This window comes from Delftia sp. GW456-R20 (assembly GCF_001622915.1).
GTDB classification, from domain to species: Bacteria; Pseudomonadota; Gammaproteobacteria; order Burkholderiales; family Burkholderiaceae_C; genus Comamonas; species Comamonas acidovorans.
This window is the reverse complement of the sequence record NZ_LWCN01000004.1, coordinates 3,369,357-3,388,087: the sequence shown is the minus strand read 5'-3', so window position 1 is coordinate 3,388,087 and position 18,731 is coordinate 3,369,357. Positions and strand designations below refer to the sequence as shown.

The 18,731-nt window shown below is 68.0% G+C and carries 18 protein-coding genes; 10 read left to right on the top strand and 8 right to left on the bottom strand.

Going from position 1 to position 18,731, the window contains the following annotated elements:
- Nucleotides 1-52 precede the first annotated feature (52 nt).
- From A4F85_RS20455 to A4F85_RS20430, 6 genes are all read left to right on the top strand, one after another.
- Nucleotides 53-724 carry a phosphoglycolate phosphatase gene (locus A4F85_RS20455; RefSeq protein ID WP_404826771.1) on the top strand — a complete coding sequence of 224 codons (672 nt, stop codon included), beginning with the start codon at nt 53-55 and terminating at the stop codon, nt 722-724.
- Nucleotides 725-870: 146 nt separating this feature from the next.
- Nucleotides 871-2,166 carry a polyamine aminopropyltransferase gene (speE, locus tag A4F85_RS20450; protein WP_063327582.1) on the top strand — a complete coding sequence of 432 codons (1,296 nt, stop codon included), beginning with the start codon at nt 871-873 and terminating at the stop codon, nt 2,164-2,166.
- Nucleotides 2,167-2,382: 216 nt separating this feature from the next.
- Nucleotides 2,383-3,075, top strand: a complete 693-nt coding sequence (locus tag A4F85_RS20445; RefSeq protein ID WP_047219816.1) for a hypothetical protein — start codon at nt 2,383-2,385, stop codon at nt 3,073-3,075.
- Between the two features lie 170 nt (nt 3,076-3,245).
- Nucleotides 3,246-3,746 (top strand): hypothetical protein, encoded by a 501-nt coding sequence (locus A4F85_RS20440; RefSeq protein ID WP_034389620.1) that lies wholly within the window; start codon nt 3,246-3,248, stop codon nt 3,744-3,746.
- On the top strand, nt 3,724-4,410 hold the full coding sequence (locus A4F85_RS20435; RefSeq protein WP_013804692.1) for a response regulator transcription factor: 687 nt from the start codon (nt 3,724-3,726) through the stop codon (nt 4,408-4,410). The genes A4F85_RS20440 and A4F85_RS20435 overlap by 23 nt, the downstream gene beginning before the upstream one ends.
- Nucleotides 4,379-5,794, top strand: coding sequence for a sensor histidine kinase (locus A4F85_RS20430; RefSeq protein WP_063327581.1), 1,416 nt, complete (start codon nt 4,379-4,381; stop codon nt 5,792-5,794). Before A4F85_RS20435 ends, A4F85_RS20430 begins: the two co-directional genes overlap by 32 nt.
- Here A4F85_RS20430 and A4F85_RS20425 read toward each other — a convergent pair.
- A complete protein-coding gene (locus A4F85_RS20425; protein WP_013804690.1) occupies nt 5,769-6,365 on the bottom strand; it encodes a chalcone isomerase family protein in 597 nt (198 codons plus the stop codon). The genes A4F85_RS20430 and A4F85_RS20425 overlap by 26 nt on opposite strands.
- Nucleotides 6,366-6,715: 350 nt before the next feature.
- Here A4F85_RS20425 and A4F85_RS20420 point away from each other — a divergent pair, with 350 nt between their 5' ends.
- Both A4F85_RS20420 and A4F85_RS20415 read left to right on the top strand, forming a co-directional pair.
- Nucleotides 6,716-7,903 carry an IS481 family transposase gene (locus A4F85_RS20420; protein ID WP_063327580.1) on the top strand — a complete coding sequence of 396 codons (1,188 nt, stop codon included), beginning with the start codon at nt 6,716-6,718 and terminating at the stop codon, nt 7,901-7,903.
- A 642-nt stretch (nt 7,904-8,545) separates the two neighbouring features.
- Complete coding sequence (locus A4F85_RS20415; RefSeq protein WP_034389625.1) at nt 8,546-8,860, top strand: hypothetical protein; 315 nt, start codon at nt 8,546-8,548, stop codon at nt 8,858-8,860.
- 48 nt (nt 8,861-8,908) lie between these two features.
- Here the strand turns inward: A4F85_RS20415 and A4F85_RS20410 are convergent, their stop codons facing one another.
- From A4F85_RS20410 to A4F85_RS20400, 3 genes are read right to left on the bottom strand one after another with little or no spacing between them, the layout of a single operon-like run.
- Complete coding sequence (locus A4F85_RS20410) at nt 8,909-9,889, bottom strand: CBASS cGAMP-activated phospholipase (protein ID WP_063327579.1); 981 nt, start codon at nt 9,887-9,889, stop codon at nt 8,909-8,911.
- Nucleotides 9,889-10,338 carry a hypothetical protein gene (locus A4F85_RS20405; protein WP_063327578.1) on the bottom strand — a complete coding sequence of 150 codons (450 nt, stop codon included), beginning with the start codon at nt 10,336-10,338 and terminating at the stop codon, nt 9,889-9,891. The genes A4F85_RS20410 and A4F85_RS20405 overlap by 1 nt, the downstream gene beginning before the upstream one ends.
- The gene (locus tag A4F85_RS20400) at nt 10,335-10,730 is read right to left on the bottom strand and encodes a hypothetical protein (RefSeq protein WP_063327577.1); all 396 of its coding nucleotides are present in this window, start codon (nt 10,728-10,730) and stop codon (nt 10,335-10,337) included. The genes A4F85_RS20405 and A4F85_RS20400 overlap by 4 nt, the downstream gene beginning before the upstream one ends.
- A 357-nt stretch (nt 10,731-11,087) precedes the next feature.
- Between A4F85_RS20400 and trpE the strand changes: the two genes are divergently transcribed.
- On the top strand, nt 11,088-12,587 hold the full coding sequence (trpE, locus tag A4F85_RS20395) for an anthranilate synthase component I (protein ID WP_013804687.1): 1,500 nt from the start codon (nt 11,088-11,090) through the stop codon (nt 12,585-12,587).
- Nucleotides 12,584-12,934: a chorismate mutase gene (locus A4F85_RS20390; RefSeq protein ID WP_063327576.1), complete on the top strand. Its 351-nt coding sequence runs from the start codon at nt 12,584-12,586 to the stop codon at nt 12,932-12,934. The genes trpE and A4F85_RS20390 overlap by 4 nt, the downstream gene beginning before the upstream one ends.
- On the opposite strand, the gene A4F85_RS20385 is transcribed toward A4F85_RS20390, so the two are convergent.
- The 4 genes from A4F85_RS20385 to A4F85_RS20370 form a co-directional block, all read right to left on the bottom strand.
- A complete protein-coding gene (locus tag A4F85_RS20385; RefSeq protein WP_063327575.1) occupies nt 12,931-14,163 on the bottom strand; it encodes an acetate/propionate family kinase in 1,233 nt (410 codons plus the stop codon). The genes A4F85_RS20390 and A4F85_RS20385 overlap by 4 nt on opposite strands.
- Nucleotides 14,160-15,614 (bottom strand): bifunctional enoyl-CoA hydratase/phosphate acetyltransferase, encoded by a 1,455-nt coding sequence (locus A4F85_RS20380; RefSeq protein ID WP_063327574.1) that lies wholly within the window; start codon nt 15,612-15,614, stop codon nt 14,160-14,162. The genes A4F85_RS20385 and A4F85_RS20380 overlap by 4 nt, the downstream gene beginning before the upstream one ends.
- Nucleotides 15,611-18,046 (bottom strand): DUF3141 domain-containing protein, encoded by a 2,436-nt coding sequence (locus tag A4F85_RS20375; RefSeq protein WP_063328044.1) that lies wholly within the window; start codon nt 18,044-18,046, stop codon nt 15,611-15,613. The genes A4F85_RS20380 and A4F85_RS20375 overlap by 4 nt, the downstream gene beginning before the upstream one ends.
- A gap of 137 nt (nt 18,047-18,183) precedes the next feature.
- On the bottom strand, nt 18,184-18,693 hold the full coding sequence (locus A4F85_RS20370) for a hypothetical protein (RefSeq protein ID WP_034389636.1): 510 nt from the start codon (nt 18,691-18,693) through the stop codon (nt 18,184-18,186).
- Nucleotides 18,694-18,731 lie beyond the last annotated feature (38 nt).

Here is an 18,731-nt window from a genome sequence, read left to right as displayed (position 1 = left end):
AGGCACTACGATCGGTGCCCGACATCCTTCAACCGTTTGCAAGGCCGTGCAAGTGCACCTCATTCCCCTCGATTCCACGCAACTGGACGCCGCCATCGTTGATCTCGACGGCACCATGGTCAACACCCTGGGCGACTTCGCCGAAGCCCTCAACCGCATGCTGGCGGACCTGCAACTGCCGGCCATCGCCCCGCAGGCCATCGAGAACATGGTGGGCAAGGGCTCGGAGCACCTGATCCGCTCGGTGCTGGCCCATGTGGGCGCGGCCGATGTGGATGCCATCTACGGCCAGGCCTGGCAGCGCTACGAGCACCACTACCTGCAGCTCAACGGCCAGTTCGCCGAGGTCTATCCGGGCGTGCTCGAAGGCCTGCAGGCCCTGCGCGCGCGCGGCCTGCGGCTGGCCTGCCTGACCAACAAGCCGCTGTCCTTCGCACAGCCGCTGCTGGCACAAAAGGGCCTGGCGCCGCTGTTCGAGCAGGTCTTCGGTGGGGACTCCTTCGAGCGCAAGAAGCCCGACCCCCTGCCCCTGCTCAAGACCTGCGAGGCCCTGGGCACCTCCCCCGCGCGCACGCTGATGCTGGGCGACTCCAGCAACGACGCCCAGGCCGCGCGCGCCGCGGGCTGCCCCGTGGTGCTGGTCAGCTACGGCTACAACCACGGCCAGCCCGTGCGCCAGGTCGATGCCGACGGCTTTGTCGATGCGCTGACCGAACTGGCCTGATTTGCACAGTTCCAGGTTTTTTGGAAAAAGAATGGGATTTGGCGATGGTTAACGCACTTTGACGGTGCGATTTATGTTTTTGCTAGAGTCGTCTGCTTTGCCATCCTGGCCGCGATCCGGCCACAGACAAGGAGGAAGCACGCCACATGCACGGACTGCACCTGACCGCCGATCTCTACCAATGCCAGGGCGACGCGCGCCACATGCTCGATGCCGACGCCATCGCCGCCCTGTGCCGCGCACAGACCGCGCAGGCTGGCCTGACCCTGGTGGAGGACCGCTGGGTCAAGTTCCCGGACTACCAGGGCCAGCCCGGCGGCGTCACCGGCACCGTGCTGCTGGCCGAATCGCACCTGGCCATACACACCTGGCCCGAGACCGGCTGCGTCACCGTCGATGTCTACGTCTGCAACTTCTCCGCCGACAACTCGGGCAAGGCCCGCGCGCTGATGGAGGGCGTGATCGCCGTCTACGCGCCGGGCCGCGTGGTGCGCCAGCAGCTCATGCGCGGCGACATCGGCCCCGGCGCCAAGGACGAGGCGGCGGCCGATGAGGGCGATTGGGCGCTGGAGGCGCTCACGCCCCATGCGCGCTTTGGCTGGCGCGCCACGCGGCGCGAAACCGTGCAGACGCCCCATCAGGAACTGGAGCTGCTGCATACGCCGCAGTTCGGCAAGGTGCTGCGCCTGGACGGGCGCTTCATGACCTCCGAAGGCGAGGAATTCTTCTACCACGAGGCCCTGGTCCACCCCGCTGCCCTGGCCCACCCGGCGCCGCGCAAGGCGCTGATCCTGGGCGGTGGTGATGGCGGCGCAGCCGAGGAGCTGCTCAAGCACCCGTCCATGGAGCAGGTGGTGGTGGCCGAGCTGGACGAGGCCGTGGTCCAGGCCGCGCGCACGCACCTGCAGCAGGTGCACCGCGGCGTGTTCGATGACCCGCGCCTGCAGCTGCGCATAGGCGACGGCATGGCCATGGTGGAGCGCACCGAAGAACGCTTCGACCTCGCCCTCATGGACCTCACCGACCCCGACACGCCTGCCAGCGCGCTGTACTCCGACCAGGCCCTGGCGCGCATGAAGCGCGTGCTGGCGCCGGGCGGCGCCCTGGTGCTGCACCTGGGCAGTCCCGTCTTCCATGGCGAGCAGGTGGCGCGGCTGGTGGCCGGCCTGCGCGAGCGCTTTGCCATCGTGCGCTGCTACGGCCTCTACATCCCCCTGTACGGCGCCTACTGGGGCCTGGCCGTGGCCTCCGACACGCTGGATGCGGCGGCGCTGCCCCCCGCCCAGCTGCGCCAGCGCCTGGCCGAGCGCCGCCTGCCCGACCTGCGCTACTACAACGCCGAAGTGCACCCCGCACTGTTCGCGCTGCCCAACTATTACCGCGACCTGGTGCAGCCCGCGCCCCTGGCGGCGCTGCCCCCGCGCGCGGTCCGCGTCGCCTGAACCCAGCCCGCCCTGGCCGGGCTGCGGTGCCAACTGCGCGCCCGGCAGGGCAAATTTGACACAGTGCTGCAATCTGGTGGCAAGTCTGCTGTAATGAAAAACGGCGGGAAGGCCCGTGCGCCCGCCATTTTTCCGGCTTCCTGGTAAGTATTCCGGGATATTGCGTGCTTGCAAAAACCATATCAACAGATAAAGCGCCAGACGCCCTGTATCAAAATGACTGCTTCCCTTTCAAAAACAAGAATATCCGCGTCCAAATACCATGATGATTCCTTGCTGCGGCTTTGGAATTGGGCTTTGTTGGCGGGGCTGGTATTGAGTTTCCCCCTGAGCTTTGTATTGCCGCAGAGCCTGAGCTGGGAAAATGGATTCCTGGAGAATATCCAGGCCGTGACCCTGCTGCTGGGCATGGTGGCGGCCCTGGTTGCGGCGCGGCGGCAAAAGGGCTCCTTTGCAGCGCCACTGTGGTGGATCGCCTCCCTGTTCTGGCTGGCCTTTCTGGGGCGTGAACTGGCCTGGGGCGCGGCTTTCCTGCCCAGCCTGGAGGCTGGCAAGTGGGGGCCGGTGATCAGCTCCCAGGTGCTGTGGTACCGGCCCGCCGTCAAATGGGTGGTGGGTGCCATGCTGCTGCTGTGCTGCTATTGGTTTGTGCGCCATGGTGTCTGGAACAAGGTCATCAAGCGCCTGGTGCGCGAGAAGGCGCTGCCGATATTCAGCCTGGCGATATTTGTCGCGGCCATGGTGATATCCACCAATGCGGAAGGTCATGGCTTCATTGTCCTGCAGCAATGGTTTGATTATCAGGTGATCGTGCTGGAGGAGCTGGTGGAGACCTTTGGCTATATGGCACTGTGGCTGGCACAGTGGGCGCTGGTCAGGTATGTTGCTGGCTGGCAGGAAGATATTTGAGCCAATATTGATCAAACCGGCCGCCTGCATATTCCCGGTGTAATGGGGCAGATTCAGGGGCCGGTAAGTCGCCAGTAAGACGCAATCGGGGAGCATGGCCGTTTTCCCCGAAGGTTTGCCGCTCTCGCGGCGGACCGACGGAGCCTGAAACGACAGAACGTGCCATCGCAATGCAAGCCTCCATCTACCAGGACGTGATAGGTATCCAGGCGGCGGGCCAGGCGTATTCCCTGGGTTCGCGCTTCCAAGAATGCAGCCAGCACCGTGCAGTGCGGCTGGAGACGATCTTCGAGCTGCTCATCCTCAAGTTCCGCGAGGACCTGCTGCAGGCGCTGGCCGAGGAGCCGCCAGGCCCCGCACGCCACCTGCGCGCCTACGTGCGCTGCGTCTGCGAGCATGCCCTGTCCCGCCAGCGCGGCCAGAAGACGGCCGCACAGTTGCTGACCCGCGCAAGATTCCAGAACATATGGTTTGATTTCGTGGACGCGGCCTGCGCCGACGATCTGGTGTCCGAGGACATTGCCCTGCAATGCCGCGCCATGGTCGAGGACCTGTGGGTCATCCATGTGCTGGTCGAGCCCATGGCGCCGCAGCGCATCACCGGGATCAGGGAGCATTTGCTGTCCCTGTGCGGCAACGACGGAAACCATGAATCGCATCGCATTAATTGAGGACCATGCCAGGCTGGCCACGCTGGTCAGCCGCTCGCTGGCCAACTCCGGCATAGAGACCGACGTCTTCCACCAGATCTCCACGGCCTGGCTGGCCCTGCAGGACATCGACTACGGCGTCATCGTCATCGACCGCGGCCTGCCCGACGGCGACGGCCTGCAACTGGTGCAGCGCCTGCGCGCCGCGGGCCGCTCCACGCCCTGCCTGATGCTCACGGCCCGTGACGCACTCAGCGACCGCGTGGGCGGCCTGGAGGCCGGTGCCGACGACTACCTGACCAAGCCCTTTCCCATGGAAGAACTGATTGCCCGCGTGCGCGCCCTGCTGCGCCGCCCGGCCCTGGTGCAGGAGCTGGCGCCGCAGCTGGGCGACATCAGCATCAGCCCGCAGCAGGCCTGCATGCACTGCGCGGGCTCGGCCATCGCGCTGCCGCCGGCGGAGCTGCAGATCATGCTCAGCCTGGTGCGCAAGGCCGGCGCCACGGTGCGCCGCTCCACACTGGAGGCGGCGGCCTGGGGCATGAGCAGCGTGGTCACGCCCAACGCCCTCGATGTGGCCCTGCACCGGCTGCGCCGCAAGCTGGCCGCGGCCGGCTCGTGCATGGAAATCGTCAACATCCGGGGTCAGGGCTATGCGCTTCGCGAACCTTTGCTGGCCCGGTAGCCTGCGCTCGCGGCTGCTGGCCGTCTATGGGTTGAGCATGGTGTTCAGCGCGCTGCTGGTCGGCGCGCTGGTGATCCTCGTCGCCAAGCCCTTCGACAGCTACGCGCTGCAGCGCGGCATGGGGCATGCGGCCGAGAAGCTGGCCGAGTGGGTGAGCTTCGACGCCAAGGGCGTGCCCCAGGGGTTCAGCGAGCGCGAACTCAAGGCCTGGATGCTGACCAGCCTGGGCGAGGAAATGCAGCTGCGCATCACCGACGCCCGCGGCCGCGTGGTCTTCGCCCCCAACGGCGAAATGCAGCCGCTGACGCAGACCGGCCAGGGCTTCGACCCCCAGCTCAAGGCCTTTGCCTACGAGCGCGGCGGCGTGGTCATGCGCGCGGGCACGGCCACGCTGGTCCACGACGGCACGACGTGGCACGTGCAGATAGCCGTCAGCGACCGCATGGTGGACTGGCTGCGCGAATCGGTGGGCCTGCCCGCGCTGTGGCGGGGCATGGTGGCCATCGGCGTGGTCTTCCTGGTCGTGTTCCTGTTCTCCACGCACCGCACGCTGCAGCGCATGCTCAGGCCGCTGGGCGTGGCCGCGCAGGATGCCCAGCGCATCACCCCGCAGACGCTGGGCACGCGCCTGCAGCCCAAGGACCTGCCGCGCGAGTTCGCGCCCCTGGTCGAGGCCTTCAACCACGTGCTGGACCGGCTGCAGGCCGGCTTCAGGAACCAGCAGGAATTCCTGTCCATGGCTGCGCATGAGCTCAAGACGCCTCTGGCCCTGATGCGCGTGCAGATCGAGCTGGAGCCCGAGGACCGGCGCAGTCCCGAGCTGCTCAAGGACGTGGACCACATGGCGCGCCAGGTCCAGCAGCTGCTGCACCTGGCCGAGGTCTGCGAACACCAGCGCTACCGCATGGAAGACATTGCGCCGGCCGACATCATTGGCGAGGTCTGCGACTTCATGGCCCGCGCCTCCGAAAAATGCGGTGTGCACATCCACTGCGAGGTCAAGGACGGCTCGCCTGCCTGGCGTGCCGACCGGGGCGCGCTCTTCGTGCTGCTCAAGAACCTGATCGAGAACGCCGTGCAGCACAGCCCGCAGGGCGCCACCGTCACCGTGAAGGCCTGCGGCCTGGGCTTTTCGGTGCTGGACCAGGGCCGTGGCGTGCCGCCCGAGGACCTGCCGCGCATCTTCGAGCGCTTTTGGCGCAGCAGCGAGCGGCGCGACCTGGGCGCGGGCCTGGGCCTGCCCATCTGCCTGGAGATTGCGCGCGCCCATGGCTGGACGCTCACGGCCCTGCCCGGTGCCACGGGACTGGAGATCCAGGCGCGCTTTGCCGGGCCGGTGCAGGAGCCCGCGCAGCCGTTCAACCGCCCAGCAATGCCTTCTTGAGCTGATCGTCGGCCGGGTGCGGGCCCAGCCAGATGCCCAGCAGCGCCTGGAAGAACTCGGGCTCCTGGAAGGGCGCGCCCTGGGCCTGGCCCTTGACGAAGACCTGGGCACCCTGGCCCGGCACCCAGTCCACCGAGAAGTTCTCGCCCGGCAGCAGCTTCTTGTGCTGCGTGAAGATGTCGCTCATGCGCAGCACGCCGGGCACCAGGCGCGAGAAGCGGGCGCGCTCCATGTTGTCCTCGATGCCGCGCGCGAACAGCTTGCCCAGCTCGGCCGAATCGATCTCGCGCAGCATGGTCACGCTCACGCGCTTGGGGCCGGGCAGGGCCGCGATTTCCTGCAGGCTGGCGGCCGGCTTTTCCAGGTACAGGCCCGCCGTGTAGACCTTGAAGATGGCCTTGTAGCGGATGCCCGCGCCATTGAGCTGCAGCGTCTGGCCGCCCACCCCCGCCTGGGCGGGATAGGCCACGCCCGCTACGGTGCGCGGCGGCTCCTGGGCAGTGGCGGCCAGCGGCATCGCCAGCGCCATGGCCAGGGCGGCTGTCTTCATCCAGCGGGGCAAGGCGGTCATGGTGTCTCCTGCGCGGGGCCTGTGGCCCGGTTGCGGTTTGTTACGTCCGGGCGACATGTTGTGGGGATTGGAGAGGGGTGGCAACAGGGTTTTCGCGGGCCGGTGGATGGCGCTGCTTTGGCGGCGTTTCCGCGCTGGTTCTCTTTGTAAGCCCCTGTCGGGGCGTTTCTTTTCGAGGCCGGGTTTCGGCCCGGCGGCCGACCTCCTTTTCTTTGATTCGTCAAAGAAAAGGAGGCAAAAGAAAGACGACCGGTACGACTCACACTCATAGGTGACACATCAGTACAAGGACATGGGTAACAGATCCAAGCTTGGCAGCTGTAGCCAACAGCAGCCAAGGAGCGATCACCATGCCCTGGAAGGAGTGCGCACCCATGGACGAGAAACTGCTCTTCATAGCCGACCATCTGCGCAGTGGCGTGTCGCTGAGCGAGCTGTGCAGGCGCTACGGCATCAGCCGCAAGACGGCCTACAAGTGGGTTGAGCGTTACCGCCAACTGGGCATGGATGGATTGCAAGAGCGCAGTCGCAGGCCCCACGGGAACAATCAGGCGATCAGCTATGCACAGCGCCGGGCCATCATTGAGCTGCGCACGCAGCAAAGGTCACAGATGGGGCCCAAGAAGCTGCACGCTTTGCTCCTGCAGCGTTGGGGCCCACAGGAGACACCCAGCAAAACCACCATCTACAACGTGCTGAAGGCTGAGGGGCTTGTTTGCAGCAGGCGTGTACGCAGACGCTCGGTGCCTACGGCCCAGCCCTTGCGAACGAGCAAGCAGCCCAATGGGGTGTGGAGTGCAGACTACAAAGGCCAGTTCAAGACAGCCGATGGTCACTGGTGCTATCCATTGACCATCATGGACCACGCCAGCCGCTATTTGCTGGCCGTGCATGTCTACGACAGCCCCAACTACGAGGATGCCAAACGCAGCTTTGAACAGGTGTTTCGGCAATACGGACTGCCCGAGCGCATACGCAGTGACAACGGTCCGCCGTTCGCGACTACTGGCGTGGCGGGCCTGTCACGCCTGGCGATATGGTGGATAAGGCTGGGCATCAGGCCGGAGCGCATCGAGAGGGGCAAGCCACAGCAAAACGGTCGCCACGAGCGGATGCACCGCACGCTCAAGCATGCCCTGGGCAAAGAGCCTGCGGCGGACAAAGCGGCATTGCAGATGCAGCTCGATGCCTTTGTGGAGCACTACAACCAGCAGCGCCCGCATGAGGCCTTGCAGCAAAGCATGCCGGCCCAGCATTACAGCGACTCGGCCAGGCCATACCCCTCAAAGCTACCCGAGCTGCAGTACCCGAAGCATTGGGAACGAGTTCGAGTCAGCCACAACGGCCTGATTTACTGGCGAGCGCTGCGGGTCTACATCGGCTACCTGCTGGCGGGGCAGTGGATCGGGATGCAGGAAGTGGCCGCTGGCCAGTGGGATGTGTATCTGGGGCCGGTGCGACTGGGCTGCTTCAACGAAGAGGATGTGCGAGGACCCCAGAAGGACTATGTGAGCTTGAAGTGTTACCCATGTCTGTGAGCTGAGTTGTTACCCATGTCCTTGACACGTACACCCCGAATGTCCGCGACCCCTTCGCTGCGCTGCGGGGCAACCTGCGCCGTGGCGGTTGCGGGGTTCGCCGTGAAACTCACTTCGCTCTGCGAGCTACGTTCAAACAATCACGGCGAGTCAGATGACGAAGCAGTCCTGTCCTGCGGCAGGACTGCAACCCCGCAACCGCCACGTCGCAGGCGCTGACATACGGGGAGTTGGCCCGGGCCTTCGCTGTGCTCGGCCTGGGGCTTCGGGGCGTTTGCCGTCTTGAAAGCCTCTATCATTGCGGCGGCCCCCTGTTCAGGGGCTGGTGCGTAAGAACACCTGCGTGTAAAGCGGTGCGGCCTCCCCGTGAGCGAGGCCTTGTCACGTCTGAATTGTCGGATCGTGGGTGCATGCCCACGTCCCTGCGGTTACGGGCGGGATGGGGCTACCCGCAAGGGCGTCCGCACGGCTTTGCACGTGTTCTTAACATCCCGTCCACCTGTCTGTGCGTAAGAACACGGGCCGGTGGTTTTGTTCTCTCGCAAAGGAGTACGAAATCATGTACGGCATTTCCATTTCTGCCTTCCCCTCCTCCCATCAAGCGCCCCACGCTGGCGCGTCTGCCGTGGGAGGGGTTGCGCCATGAGTACCGCTTCCACAACCCTGACCCAGCCCACGCCGCAGCAGTTGAGCCATGCCGTGACCGAGATCGGCCGGCTGACGCTGCAGGGCAGCAGCGAGGTGTATTCCCTGGGCCAGCTGGCGCTGGCCTGGCTGGAGCGGCCCGAGGGCCATCGCAATCTGGAGGTGGTGGCCAATGCGCTGCAGGCCATTTGCGGGGCTGCGCAGCGGATGGAGGAGCTGGTGGAGGACGAGGTGAGCTACGTGCATTGCCTGCAGGAGGATCCGGCGTATCTGCGGCGGATGGCTGCAGCTTCGGCGGCGTTTGAGCGCTGATTCTCTTTGCAAGCCCTGTCGGGCCTTCGCTTCGCTTGGCCTGGCGTTTCAGCCCAGGACGTTCTTCAGCAGCGTCTTTTCCTGCTCCGTGAGGGCGGCGATGCATTCGTCGCCCAGGGCCTGCAGCAGCCGGGTGCTGTCGGCGTTGGCGATGTCCAGGCCCAGGCGCTTTTGCTGGGCTGCGGGCTGCGTGAAGTTCAGGCGCAGGTAGCTGCTGGTGCCCAGTTCCTGGCGGGCCGCCTTGACGGCCTGGACCTCCTGGGCGGCCATGACCAGGTCCAGCAGGGGCTTGACCAGGGTCAGCCCGCGCCGGGGCATGGCCACGGGGTCCTGGCCCTGCTGGGGGTTGGCGGTGCCTATGCTGATCATCACGATGTCGGCGGCCGGCCCCCACAGCTGCCGTGCGGCCTGCAGGGCCAGCAGGTCGGGCGCGTTGGCGGCGAGTCCGCCGTCCACGAAGACATGGCCTGCTGCGGTGTGCGCGGGAAAGTAGGTGGGGGCGGCCGATGAGGCCAGCATGGCGTCCATCAGCGTCAGGCCCAGCCGGTCCCTGTCGGGCAGGGCGCCGCTGGCCAGCAGGTGCAGCTGCGATGAATTCCAGTTCACGGCGGGCAGCAGCAGCGGCACCTGCAGTTGCCCCAGGGCGGACTGCTCCGCTTGCGGCATGGCCTCCTTGATCGCTGCGCGCAGCGGGGCGCTGTCGTAGAGCGCCTTGCCCATGGCCTGGCGCAGGCCGGGCAGCCATTTGGAGGGAAAGATGGCGGGGCCATGGTCCAGCAGCAGTTGCTTGATGCGCGCGGGCTGGCAGCCGCTGGCCAGGGCGGTGGCGATGATTGCGCCGATGGAGGTGCCGGCGAACAGGTCCACTTTCTCCAGCAGGTCGCCGTTGCCGAATTCGCGGTGGATGCGCTTCAGCACATGGGCGCTGAACAGGCCGCGATAGCCGCCGCCCGACAGGCTCAGGACGACCCGGCGCCGGCGCAGGCCCTGGCGCACCGCGCTGGACAGGGGCGGTACGTCGAAGTCCATCACAGCGCGTGCACGGTGACGCCCCGGGCGGCGGCCTGCGCCAGGTAGAGGTTGGCGGGCTCGGTGTAGCAGACCTTGAGCAGGTCGGCCGTGGCGATGAGCAGCCGCAGGTCCTGCGCCAGGGGCGCCGTGCCCTGCGGGCCCTGGCTGTCCAGCGGCGCGAAGTTGCGCCATTCGATGAAGCGCTCCAGCACCTTGTTGTCCACGCTGGTCAGCATGGAGGCGCCTTCGGCCCGCAGGTTGGCGTACAGCGCATCGAGCAGGGAGAACCACTCGTTGCGGTCACGCAGGTCGTGGAATGCCTCGGCCACGGCCGCCTTGGCGATGGCCATGGACAGGTCGCTGACGATGCAGTCCAGCGGCCGGATGGTGGAGAACCACTGCAGGGTTGCGGGCTCCTGGTTCGCCATCCACAGCAGGCAGCGGGGGCCCAGCAGGTAGCGGCTCATGGCGCGCGCCGGGCGGGTACGTCGATATCGCCGCGCGCCCCGGACATCTGCGCAGCGGACAGATCCATGGCCTGGCGCGGCAGCGGCAGGGACCGGCAGATGTCGGCCACCGTGCGGGGGGCGCGCTCGTTGGCGGACAGGGCCACCATGTGCTCCTCGCTGACGATCACGTAGCGCTTGCGGCCCTGGGAGATGAGGGCCACCCCGTCGTGGTCGGCCTGTTTGAGCACCGCGCCGTATTGCGCCTTGAAGACCGAGATCGGCATGGGCGTGGTGTTGCGCGGCATGGCCGATCCGACCTGATGGCTCAGGTCCCGCAGGGCGCGGTTCAGCGGGTCGCGTTCGCCCTCGGGCAAGGCAGCGTCGGTGCGGGCGGAGAAATGGGACGGCATGGTCGACCTTTCTGGTCAGGTTGTGCTGCCATTGTTGGTCAGGCTGACCAGGGTGTCAATTGTGGCGCTGGCAGGCCCCTGCGGCGCCCCCGCAAGGCGCCGGTCCGCACTTGTACCCAGCCGCGTCTGCGCTACACTTGCCCGCTATGTTCATTCATCGCATGTTCATTGCAGGTTGTGGAGACCGGGGAGCCTGGCCCTGGCGCAAGCCTGTCCAACTGAACAGCTGAAGCACCCGGGGCGCGACCCGGCGTGCACCCGAGGCCCTACGGGCCAATCGAATGAATCGGCGCAATCCATACGCAGCCCGCACCCACACCAGGTCTGCCAGCGCCACGCAATCCGGAGCCTTCCCCCGTGATCACCGAACTCGAATTCAAGAGCCTTGCTGCGCAGGGCTACAACCGCATCCCTCTGATGGTCGAGGCGTTTGCGGACCTCGAAACCCCCCTGTCCCTCTACCTCAAGCTGGCCCATGCGGGCGGTGACGGCAAGCACAGCTTTTTGCTGGAGTCCGTGGTGGGCGGCGAGCGCTTCGGGCGCTACAGCTTCATCGGCCTGCCTGCACGCACGCTGCTGCGCGCCAGCGGCTTCGGCGATGCGGCATGCACCGAGGTGGTGACCGATGGCCAGGTGGTGGAGACGGCCAAGGGCAATCCGCTGGATTTCATCGCTGCCTACCAAAAGCGCTTCAAGGTGGCACTGCGCCCGGGGCTGCCGCGTTTTTGCGGCGGGCTGGCCGGCTACTTCGGCTACGACGCCGTGCGCTACATCGAGAAGAAGCTGGAAGATTCCTGCCCGCCCGATACGCTCAACTGCCCCGACATCCTGCTGCTGCAGTGCGAGGAAGTGGCGGTGATCGACAACCTGTCGGGCAAGCTGTACCTGATCGTCTATGCCAACCCCGGCGAGAGCGAGGCCTATACGCGCGCCAAGAAGCGGCTGCGGCAGCTGAAGGATCTGCTGCGCTACTCGGTCAGCGCGCCGCAGATCAAGGCCGGCGAGAGCCACCCGGCCCAGCGCAGCTTTGCCAAGGAAGACTACCTGGCGGCCGTGGAGAAGGCCAAGGAGCTGATCGCCGCGGGCGACTTCATGCAGGTGCAGGTGGGCCAGCGCATCCACAAGCGCTTCACGGCCAGCCCCTTGAGCCTGTACCGCGCGCTGCGTTCGCTCAATCCCAGCCCCTACATGTACTACTACCACCTGGGCGATTTCCATGTGGTGGGCGCCAGCCCCGAGATCCTGGTGCGCCAGGAGAACACGGACGAGGGCCAGAAGGTCACCATCCGCCCGCTGGCCGGCACGCGCCCGCGCGGCGCCACGCCCGAGGCCGACAAGGCCACCGAAAAGGAACTGGTGGCCGACCCCAAGGAACGCGCCGAGCACGTGATGCTGATCGACCTGGCGCGCAACGACATCGGCCGCATCGCCAAGACGGGCAGCGTGAAGGTGACCGAGGCCTTTGCCGTGGAACGCTACAGCCACGTGATGCACATCGTCAGCAACGTGGAGGGCATTCTGCGCGACGGCATGGACAACATGGACGTGTTCAAGGCCACCTTCCCGGCCGGCACGCTGACGGGCGCGCCCAAGGTGCATGCCATGGAGGTCATCGACCAGCTGGAGCCCACCAAGCGCGGCATCTACGGCGGCGCCTGCGGCTACCTGAGCTTTGCGGGCGACATGGACCTGGCCATTGCCATCCGCACGGGCGTGATCAAGGACGGCACGCTCTACGTGCAGGCCGCCGCCGGCGTGGTGGCCGATTCCGTGCCCGAGATGGAATGGAAAGAGACCGAGCACAAGGCGCGCGCACTGATGCGTGCGGCCGAGCTGGTGGAGGAAGGACTGGAATGAGCACGGACCGCGCCAAGCAGGCCATCGACCTGGTGCAGCACTGCACCGACATGCTGGATGTGCGCCGCAATGTGGATGCGCTGGACGATGTGCTGGTGCCGCTGCTGGTCACGCGCATGGGCTACATGCAGCAGGCCGCGCGCATCAAGGCCGATGCGGCCCAGGTGCGCGACGAGGGCCGCATCGAGACCATCGTGCGCCGCGTGCGCGAGCGCACGGCCGCCGAGGGCGGCCAGCCCGACATGATGGAGGCGGTGTACCGCCACCTCATGGAGGAATGCATTGCCTACGAGCACCGCGAGTTCGCGCGGCTGCGCGAAGGCGGTGCGCAGGACGATCATTCCTAGCCCGGCAGCCAGCGCAGCGCATGGCGCGCTGCCACCCATTCCTCGTTCGTGGGCTCCACGCCCACGGTGACGGCGCTGCCGGTGGCCGAGATCACGGTCGCATCGCGCGCATTGGCCTCGGCGTCCAGCCGCAGGCCCAGAAAACCCAGGCCCTCGCACACGCGCCGCCGTATCTCGGCGCTGTGCTCGCCCACGCCTGCGGTGAACACCAGCAGGTCCAGGCCGCCCAGCACGGCGACCAGGGCGCCGATCTCGCGCACGATGCGCCGCACGTACAGGGCCAGCGCATCGCGCGCACGCTCGGCCTGGGCATCGCCGCCTGACTCCAGCGGCAGCAGCACGCGCGGCTCGGACGAGGTGCCCGAGACGCCCAGCAGGCCGGACTCGTGGTACAGGATGCGGCCCACTTCCTGCAGGCTGAGCTTTTCGATTTCCATCAGGTAGATCACGGCGCCGGGGTCCAGCGCGCCGGTGCGTGTGCCCATCATCAGGCCGTCCAGCGCAGAGAAGCCCATGGTCGTCGCCACGCTTTGCAGGCCCTGCATGGCGCACAGGCTGGCGCCGCTGCCCAGGTGGGCCACCAGGGTGCGCCCGCGCGCCAGGTCGCCATGGCGCTCGGGCAGGGCGGTGGCCATGTATTCGTAGGACAGGCCGTGGAAGCCGTAGCGGCGCAGCCCGCGCTCCCAGGCCGCATGCGGCAGGGGCAGCAGTTGCTCGACCTTGGGCAGCGTGTGGTGGAAGGCGGTGTCGAAGCAGGCCACCTGCACCAGTTCGGGCCGCTCGCGCAGCAGGATGTCCATGGCCTCCAGCGCAAAGGGCTGGTGCAGCGGCGCCAGCGGGATGAAGGCCTTGAGGTCGGCCAGCACGCCGGCATCGACGCGCACGGGCTCGAAGTAGCGGCTGCCGCCGTGCACCACGCGGTGGGCGACGGCGGCCACGCGGGCGCCGTCCAGCTGCGCCAGGCGCGCGGTGATGCGCTCGCGGATCAGCTGCAGCGCAGCGCGGTAGGGGTGGGCGGCATCCAGGGCAATGGCAAAGGGCGGCACGCCGCTCTCGCCGAAGTCGGGCGCGGGCCCGCCTATGCCCTGGACCTTGCCGTTCCACAGCGGCTTGCGCGGCAGCGGGCGCTGGGCACCGTCGAAGACGGCGAACTTGATGCTGGATGAGCCGCAGTTGAGCACCACGACCAGTTCGCGGGCGGGGGAGGATGCGGTGTGGGCAGGGATCATGGCGGGGAGTTCCGGTAGCGGTGGGCCAGCAGCAGGGCGATGGCGCAGGAGGCGATGCGCGAGGCGCGGCTGTCGGCGCGGCTGGTCAGGATCACGGGCACCTTGGCGCCCATGACGATGCCGGCGCTGGCCGCCTCGCCCATGTACATGAGCTGCTTGGCCAGCATGTTGCCGCTTTCCAGGTCGGGCACGACCAGGATGTCGGCCTGGCCTGCCACGGGCGAATCGATGCCCTTGGTGCGCGCGGCGGCCATGGACACGGCGTTGTCGAAGGCCAGCGGCCCGTCGAGCACGCCGCCTTCGATCTGGCCCCGGTCGGCCATCTTGCACAGCGCGGCGGCGTCCAGCGTGGCCGGCATGTGCGGGCTCACGGTCTCCACGGCGGCCAGGATGGCGACCTTGGGCTCGGGCACGCCGATGGCATGGGCCAGGGCGATGGCGTTGCGCACGATGTCGGCCTTTTGCTGCAGGTCGGGCGCGAGGTTGATGGCCGCATCGGTGACGATGAAGGGGCGCGGGTAGTGCGGCGTCTGCAGCACGAAGCAGTGGCTGACGCGGCGCTTGGTGCGCAGGCCGGCGGCGGCGGCCACCACCTCGGCCATGAGTTCGTCCGTGTGCAGGCTGCCTTTCATGATGGCCTCGACCTCGCCGCAGGCGGCCAGCTCGGCGCCGCGCGTGGCGGCGGCGTGGCTGTGCGGCACGTCCTCGATGCGTAGGCCGCCCAGGTCCAGCCCATGCTCGGCCGCCACGGCCTCCAGCCGCGCGCGCGGGGCCACCAGAACGGGGTCGATCAGGCCTTCGCGGCGCGCGTCCAGCGCGGCCGAGAGGCTGGGCTCGTCGCAGGGATGGACCACGGCCACGCGGATGGGCGGCAGGCCGGCCACATGGGCCAGCAGGCGCTGCAGGCCGTCGCGTCCACCGGCTTCCAGGCGGATCTCGGGCAGGCTGGTGCGCTGGCGCTCGATGTGGCGCGCAGGCGCATGCACGGTGGCCTGGCCCTCGATCACGGCGGCGCCATGCTGGTTGGTGCAGGCCACGGCCAGCGTGACCTGGCGCTGCTCGGCCTGCTTGGCCAGCACCTCCACGCGCACGGTCAGCCGGTCGCCTGCGGCCAGCGGCGCCAGAAAGCGCAGGGTCTGGCCGACCAGGGTGGTGCCGGGGCCGGGCAGGCGCGTGCCCAGCACCGAGGCCAGCAGCATGCCGCCCCACATGCCGTGGGCGATCAGGGCCGTGTCGTCATCGTCGGCGCCGGCAACCGTGCCGGCACCGGCACCAGCGCCGTCGGCCACGGCCGCGCCCGACAGGGCGGCGAACAGGCGCAGGTCCTGGGTGCTCAGCGTGCGTTCCAGGCTGGCGCTGTCGCCCACGTCCAGCTCGTCAAAGCTGTGGTTGCGCAGCAGGGCCAGGTCTTCGGGCGGCAGGGCCGCATCGGAATCGGGGGAGAGGTTCATCGCTTTTTCCGGGGGCTGGGGTGTGCGCGGCTGGCCTGGGCGCGTGCGGGGCGCTTGGCGGCAGGCGCGGAGTCGGGAACAGGTGCGGGCTCGGGTGCCGGTTCAGGAGCCGCAACAGGGGCGGTCAGAGGCGCTGCCGAAGGAGCTGTCAAAGGTGCGGGTTCAGGCTCGGCCACCGAGGCTGGCGCGATGGCCGGGTGCCGCTCGGCCTGCTCTTTCGCCTGCCTGGACTCGGCCGCCTCCAGCGCCTGCACGAAATGCCCCATGGCCTGCAGCAGGCGCTGGTGCTCGGCATCGCTGAGGTTGCCGCCCTGGTTGGCCAGCTCGTCCACCGTGGTCATGCCCCAGCGGATGTCGCCGGCGGGCGAGGCGGCCAGCAACCGGGGGATGGCGGCCATGGCGGCGTCGGGCTCGCGCTGCATCAGCAGGGCCTGGCGGCGCACGATGCGGCGGAACTGCGCCATGTCGGGCGGCACGCCGCCCAGGTGGTCCTGCAGCAGCCGCCAGGCGTGGCGGAAGTGGCGCTCATCGGCCTCGCCGCGTGCGCGCAGCACGTGGAACAGGGCGCGGATGACGGCCTCGTACAGCCCGCCCTGGGCCACGCTTTCGTGCAGCCGCGCCAGCTCCTGGCGCATGTACTGGCAGTGCTCGGGCGATTCGCCGGGGTGCGGGCGCGGCGGGCCGTCGTCCTGCCGGCTCTGGCCGGCCAGGGCCTGGACCAGGGGCGAGCCATAGATGGCGTGGAACAGCCGCGCCTGCATGGCATCGCGCTGGTCGCGGTAGGTGTCGAGCAGATGCACCACGGCCTGCGACATGGCCTGCTGCGCCTTCAGGAAGGGGTTGTCGGGCTCGACGGGGTGGCGGTCCTCGCGCGCATGCTCGGCGGCCTGGGCCACGACGGGGGCCAGCGGGTGCGAGTCCGACCAGCATTCATAGCCCACGCGCAGCGGGTGCATGGCCTGCAGCCAGCGCGCAGACAGCGGCGTGGACAGCGCCTGCACCCAGGGCTGCACGGTGTTGCGGTACAGGGCCAGGTTGATTTCGGAGACGCGCGCGGCAGCGGCGAAATGGCGCTCGCTTTCGGGGTCGGGCCGGACGATGGAGCGCACCTCGGCCAGGTCGCTGCGGCGGATCTTCATCAGGTAGGCGTCGTCGGTCAGATCCTGTGCCGGCACACCGGCCGGGCGGTCGGCGATCTCGGCGCGGTAGATGCCGGCGGGCAGCAGGTCGATGATGTCGATGTGCGCCGCGAACTCGCGGTGCTCCTTGCGGCCCACGGCGCCCGAGACAAAGATGCCCAGGTGGCCGATGCTGTCATGCGTGGCGAAGACGATGGTCTGGTCGTGGGCGGCGATGTCCTCGTCGTCGCGGTACAGGTCGGTGATCCAGCCCAGGGCCTGGCCCGGTGGCGTGATGTTGTCGCCATGCGAGCAGAACACCACGATGGGCGAGCGGATGTTGCGCAGGTCGATGCGCACGCCGTCCGAGGTCGTCAGCTCGGCCGTGGCCAGCCGGTTGCCGATGAACAGGTTGTCCACGATGTACTGCATCTCGCGGCCTTCCAGGAAGACATAGCCGCCCCAGTACTTCTCGAAGCCCAGGTAGCGCGGCCCCTCGGTGTCCACGTCGGCATAGACCTGGTACTGCTTTTCCCACAGCGTGTTGGCCGGGTTGAGGTTCTCGAAGTTCTGCACCAGCCATGCGCCGTCGAAGCGGCCCGCGCCTAGGTCGCTGGTCAGCGCCGTCATCCAGCTGCCGCCCATGAGGCCGCCGCCGTAGCGCATGGGGTTGTCGCCGGCCCAGTACGACAGCGGCGCACCGGCCACGATGATGGGGCCGAACAGCTCGGGCCAGACGGCCGCCGTCATGAGGATCTGCCAGCCGGCCTGGCAGTTGCCGATGACGGCGGGCTTGCCCCGGCTCTCGGGGTGCAGCTCGGCGACCTTGCGCACGAATTGGGCCTCGGCGCGCATCACGTCCTCGACGGTCTGGCCGGGCACGGGGTCGGGCAGGAAGCCCACGAAGTAGCAGGGATGGCCGGCCTTGAGCGCGGCGCCGATCTCGCTGTCGGGCTTGAAGCCGCCGATGCCGGGGCCGTGGCCCGCGCGCGGATCGACGACGATGAAGGGGCGCTTGGCCGGGTCGATGACCGTGCCCTCCATGGGCGCGATGCGGGCCAGGCCGTAGTTGACGGGGCGCGGCAGGTCCAGGCCCGACATCACGATCTCGGCCCGGAAGCTCAGCACATTGGGCACTTCCTCGGCCAGATGCTCGCGGTACTGGTTGCCACGCTGGCGCCGGATGTCGGCATACAGCAGCGAGCGCTGCCAGGCATCGGTGGCGTATTGCGCGGCTGCCTGCGACAGCTTCATCGGATCGCCCCACATCCCTCCCACGTCCACGGTGCCGTGGCTCTGCAGGTTCTCGTTCATCTGGCCCACTCCTTTACCGGCATGTCATGCCCTGCTCTTAGATTGCGTGTGATTGCTTGTGGCTGGGTGCGGATGGCCGCCCCGCGCCCATGCGGCCCCGAACCTGCGGGACCGCGTGGCGGCTTCCTTGGGGGCCGTCAGCCCTGGGCTGTGGTGTCGCGGGCCGTTTCGGCGGCGGCTGCCGCAATGGGCTGCTGCGCCGCATGGGCGGGCTGGGCCACGGACTGCACGGCCGAGGTCCAGCGGGCGAGCAGGTCGCTCCACGGCACGGCGGTGTCGGCTGCGCCCTGGGTGCTGTTGCCCAGCGTGGCTGCCACCTGTTGCTGCCAGTCGTGCACGGCCTGCTGCACGCCCTGGGCCAGGGTCATCTGGCTGGCCATGGCGGTCTGGGCCAGGGCCTGGGCATGGCCCATGCGCAGGTGGGCGTGGCGCCAGAAGGCCTGGGCGGGCAGGGTGGCCAGCTCCTGCCAGCTGCTGGTCTGCTGCACGCCCTCGATCTCGCTGCCGGTCTCGGCGATGCGCTCGGGGCCGTTGCGCGCGGCATGCTCCAGCCACTGTTGGCCGCTTTCCTGCAGCAGCCGGCTCAGGTGCAGTTGCAGTTCAAGCTGTGCCTTGAGCAGATGGAGGGGAATGGTCTGTGCGCTCATATGAAACTCCTTGCTGGTTGAGATGGAAAGATGCCTTG